This window comes from Methylobacter sp. BlB1 (genome assembly GCF_015476545.1).
In the GTDB taxonomy this organism is placed as follows: Bacteria; Pseudomonadota; Gammaproteobacteria; order Methylococcales; family Methylomonadaceae; genus Methylobacter.
Genome location: NZ_JADMKV010000020.1, coordinates 1 through 4955 on the forward strand (window position 1 = coordinate 1; position 4955 = coordinate 4955).

The 4955-nt window shown below is 47.7% G+C and carries 3 protein-coding genes; all 3 read right to left on the reverse strand.

What is annotated here, in order from left to right:
* Nucleotides 1–240: 240 nt before the first annotated feature.
* A complete protein-coding gene (locus IT781_RS09665) occupies nucleotides 241–849 on the reverse strand; it encodes a hypothetical protein (RefSeq protein WP_194969951.1) in 609 nt (202 codons plus the stop codon).
* A gap of 1 nt (nucleotide 850) precedes the next feature.
* Nucleotides 851–4300 carry a DUF4157 domain-containing protein gene (locus IT781_RS09670; RefSeq protein ID WP_194969952.1) on the reverse strand — a complete coding sequence of 1150 codons (3450 nt, stop codon included), beginning with the start codon at nucleotides 4298–4300 and terminating at the stop codon, nucleotides 851–853.
* A gap of 24 nt (nucleotides 4301–4324) precedes the next feature.
* A partial coding sequence (locus IT781_RS09675; protein WP_255528675.1) for a contractile injection system tape measure protein occupies nucleotides 4325–4955 on the reverse strand: 631 nt, incomplete at its 5' end.

A 4955-nucleotide genomic window follows, 5' to 3' on the forward strand; every position in this document is an offset into this window, starting at 1 on the left:
ATGCACAATATATTGTGGTTAAAATTTCAAGAAACGAATACTTTCACAGTCTCGTTAGCAAACCGCCATTTCAAGCAGGCCAGTAACATTGTGGAACATTACGGTTTAAGGCTCCATTTGTTGGTGGATTGCCATGGCAAATTCACCCCTACAATTCATCCGCTACATCCAAAGTAGGTAAAAAATGTTTCATTGTTATATATTGGCGGGTATTGGAAATATCTTTAATTTTTTATCAGCCTAAGAAAATTGCTTTAAAAAATCTTCTTTAAGTTTTTTAAGAATTAGATTTTGTTCTGATATGCCGTTGCTTTGGAAATGCAGTAGCGAAATAAGTTGGAAATAGGGTTGAATACGATCGTGCCATCCCGGAGTGTTTGTGTTTAGTATAAAACGATACAAGGAATCAATGGGAACTTGACTAATTCTGTTGGGCAAGTTTTCAAATGAAATATCTTCTTTTTTTTTCTTTTTTACTGAATTGGATGGGTAATTTCCATTTAAATAGTAATTCAATAGCTTGTGATGCGCTTTAGAAGCGATGTCAGGTGGGGAAGACGATTTTGAAATAGTTTTGAACAGGTCGTATTGACTATTGCCAAACAGATGCAATGTACTGGCAAAGTTCATAATAAAACTAAATGTTCCATAATTTTTGTAATCAATTGTTTTCGCTTTGAGGCATTTTTGAAGCCAATAAGCAGACATTTGTATTGCATTGTCAACATAAAGAGGATCAAATGTCAGAGCAATCAATAAAGGAATCTCTGAAGCTGGGCAAGTTTCTTTCTCATCTCCCCATTCTTTCAGGTAATAATCTGCTTTACTTTTTAGTTCAGAATAAGTCATGTCAAATATTTTGTACTATGGGTTTGGGAATGTCTTTTACAATATTTCGAGCGTCTTCCGGGGTTAAACTATATGGTAATCCTGTGAGCAACTTGATCAGGTTCTTGGTAATCATTCCTTTCACTTTTGTGAGAGTGGCGTCACTAATTTTTGCTTTTCCAGCGACAAAATATATAACCGTTACATTGCCAGCTTTCAATGCGGCATCAAGACGTTTGACAAGAGCCGCTGGATTGTCTTTCCGTTGCGCCAGGATATTCGCAGGAAGGTTGGTCGTGGTCGCAGAAAAAGGATTGTCCCGACCCGCTTTAACTCCTTTATATGTAAAATAAATAGGTGACTTACCAAATGCACCTTTTGTGTCGCCTATAACCACTTCATCTTGATTGTTCGTTGGATTTACTTGAATTCCTAGCTGGTCAAAACCACTGTTACTTAAAAGCTTGTCATCTTTAACTAGAGAAATAAATGTACTGTTATTATCTGCAAGCCATTTAGTTGCAGCTTTCTCTGCCTCCATTAGCTTTTTGTCATCACTTGTTACCTGCCAGGAGCCTTTTCCCTCATTCCAGAACCAAACTTTCACGTCGGCATCTTTACAATAGGTTCTCTTGTTTCCACTATGCGATTCTGCAGTATATTTAACTACTGGTTCTTTTGCACCAGGAGGTAATCCGTTCGGATCGTCATCGATTTCAACTTCTGTTCCTTTCTTAGGATTGATTACAGCTTCTACTTGGTATTTTCCTTTTGAGACTTTTTCTGCCTTGATAGCAGTAAGTTGATATTTTGATTTCACTGAACTTAACTTCAAGCGCAGCTTAATAAAATTAACTTTGGTGCTTTTGGTATAAGCTACAACTTCTTTAGAAGCATCATCTACCGCTTTTTGTTTTTGCTCCTCTGTCCGCTCATCCTTCTTATCCTTCTTCCCAAACAACTTCCCGAACAAGTCCTTCGCCTTCTTCACAACCCAGGCAAGAGCCGCATCGATGGCCTTATTGACGCCGCCGCGCGCTTTTGAGACGACTCCATTGATCTTGTCGGTGACTTTTCCCAGACCGACAAGCCCGGCGAGCAGGCTGATGGCGAGAGACAACATCCCTGCCAGCGCGTTGGATACCATAATGGCGGCTGATCGGATATTGCCGGCGGCGATTTGCATGATGGAGTTGACAAATCCCGCCACCACCGCCGCAATTTTTGACATCTTTGCCACTATCACCATGACGATGTCATAAATCGAGACAATTGCCGAGATAAAACCGGCGCCAGGAATAAACATGGCGACGAGCTTGGGAACGGCTTTTGTAATGATGGCATCGGTTACAAAACCGATGATCCCACTCACGACCGTATCCTTGAGGTCAGCAAGTTTCTCCTGGATCATCTCCCAGATCGCAACCGGCCCGCCGTTTTTCAGCTTGACAATAATTTCATAGCCTTTTTCAACTCCGTTTTCGATCCCTGACATAATCGCTTCGCCCTTAGGCCCCATTGCCTTGACAATTTTTGCGCGGATCTTGGGCCAGGTAATGCCCAGCACGCTGAGTACAAACTTGCCCAATTCCGGCAGTGAAAGCGCTTTGGGAATATATACGCCATTGAGAGAACCGGTCAGCCAATCGATCAGTCCGGCTTTAAGGTGAGTGCCGATATTGTCGGCAAACGTTTCAAAGCCGGCTTTGCCAGCTTTTGCCAGATTGCCGACAAAAGGCAATGGATTTTTCAGTATGCTCTTGAGAGCGGCGCCTGCGCGTTTGACATAGGCCATCGCGCCCGGCTTGACGGAATCGAAGATAATTTCCAGCAGATTCCAGACGGCGTTGCTCGCCCAGCTAATGAACTTGCCGGCGAAACCGCCGAATACCGATTTGAGCTTGTTAAAAGCGTTCGGCAGCAGCACGATGTCGATAAACTCCAATGCCTGGAAGGCGGCGATGAACAGCGCCGGAACCTGTTGTACAAAACCTTTTACCGTCCCCAGGGCATTCTGGAACCAGGCCCATGCGCGCGCGATGGCATTGGCCTTCTGCATGTTCTGCCAGACTTCTTCCTGGCCGATCAATTTCATGAACGGACCGATCAGGTTTTCGGCCGTCTGCGGCACCGGCTCGCCACTTATCGGGTCCTTGCCCAGGACAGCGCACAACAGATCGTAGCCATTGGGGGCGTTGGCCTTGGCGAATGCGGCGATGGGTTTTAGGATGGCGTCCTTGACCAAAGTGATCATGCCATCTTTAAGTCCAACGGCAAATGCTTTGATCTGTCCAATGGGCGCTGTGACGATTTTTTTGCCGCGCTCCCATACTGCGCCAGGATCGGCGAGGTCAGTGACTGAGAATTTTTTGACGAACTGTTTGATGTCCTGCCAGATATTGCTGCCGATGTCGCTCAGCGCAGCGAACTGCTGCGCGGCGAACACGCTGACCTTGTCAAATACGCCGTGGTTGGCCAGCGCCTGGGTGATGTAGGCGCCGCCCGGTATCATTTCAATGGCGCCTTTGAGAATGTTGCCGGCGCTGCGGTCGACGGAGGCCCGGGTGATCGGGTTGTAGCCGATCACCACAGTGAGCATCGTGAAACCGGGAATCGCAGCGGCGTTATCAGCAATAAAGCCGAGAGCCTTGTCGATCAGGTATTCCAGCGGATTCAGACTATCCAGGAGGCCGCGCTGCACGGGCGGGGGCGTAGCCGTAGTGCTGACCTGCGGGCTGCGTTGTATGGCATGGCCTTGCTGGATGGTATGGGTCAATTCGTGGGCCAGAAGTTGTTTGCCTTCGCTGCCGCCGGGCTGGTATTGGCCCCGGGAGAAAAAGATGTGGTTTTTATGGGTGAATGCCCGCGCGCTCAATTGGCTGCTAAGGCTTGCGGATTCGGGGTCGCTGTGGACGCGCACGTTGCTGAAATCGGCATTGAACCTTGGCTCCATGTAGTCGCGGATATCGCTGGGGAGCGGTTGCCCGCCTGTGGTTTTGTTTTGAATCGCCGATTGTATGCCTGAATTTACAGTAGGAGCGCCGGCGCTATCTTTACGTTGGAGTTTTTCTTCGGCAGCCGGGGCTTTTTGTATCTTTTCGTCCTCTTTTTTCTGAAGCTTCTCCTCAGGCATGGCCGCCTTCTGAATCTTTTCTTCAGGCATGACTGCTTTCTGTATTTTTTCTTCTTCCTTTTTCTGTAATTTTTCTTCCGGTTGGCGCTGAAGTTTTTCTTCTTTTGTCGGCGCCGGGGCTGGCATGCGCATGACTTTGTCGGCCATCTTATCGGCTTCCTGCTCGAACTTGTCGCCGGGTTTGTTCACCGCCATTTTCATCTGCACGGAGGCGGTGAAAGACTGGCTGGCCGGCGCGAAAAAATCACCGCCGCCTGCTTTGGCGAAAAAGGGCTGACTCGGCGTTTGGGTTGCCGTCTTTGAGACAGTGCCGGTTGATTTTTCTGAGCTCGATTTCATCTTCTTCTACCCATCAACGTGAGTTCAATAGCGCCACTCCACCCAGAGCATCCGATGCATCCAGGGAAGTTTTATCATGCTGATACCCCAGGGCAGCTGGTCCAGCAAAATATCGTAGGCTTTGTTTTCCACCTGTAAGCGCCAGTCGCCGTCATCACGCAAGCTGATTTTGCCGGGGCGGATCAGAAACGTTCCCCGCAAACCGTCGTCGCTGGTACCTTTCAAGGCAGCCCAATGACGAATGACAGCTTCAAGCAGCGCAGTAGCTTCCCCGGTTTCTTCTGCCGTTAAAGGGGTATTGGTATCCACAGGCGTTTCCAACGCCAAATTTAATAGCACTTTAGGTAAAACCAGCTCATATTCGGGCGCGACCAGCTGACCGGTGCCTAAAAAATGCAGCAAAGACAATGCCCGATCCGGGGCAATGAGCTGGTCGCCAACAACAATGTTTAATGCTCTGAAAAATTGCGGGAGAAACGGGTGCAATAGAACCAAACCTGCGTTGTTGATGTAAATATTTTCGGTAGCCATAACATTTGAAGTCCTTGCCGGTGCGTCTGGCTTTATTCCCGAGGTGGAGGCCGACTGTTCTGCATCGGCATTACCGAAGAGGTCGGGAAATTGGGCTGTGGCAAGGGAGTCGGCAATCTCGTCA

What these genes read in the sequence shown, in the direction of transcription:
- IT781_RS09670 (WP_194969952.1), bottom strand. Translation starts at nt 4,300, where the DNA reads ATGAAATCGAGCTCAGAAAAATCAACCGGCACTGTCTCAAAGACGGCA.
- IT781_RS09665 (WP_194969951.1), bottom strand. Translation starts at nt 849, where the DNA reads ATGACTTATTCTGAACTAAAAAGTAAAGCAGATTATTACCTGAAAGAA.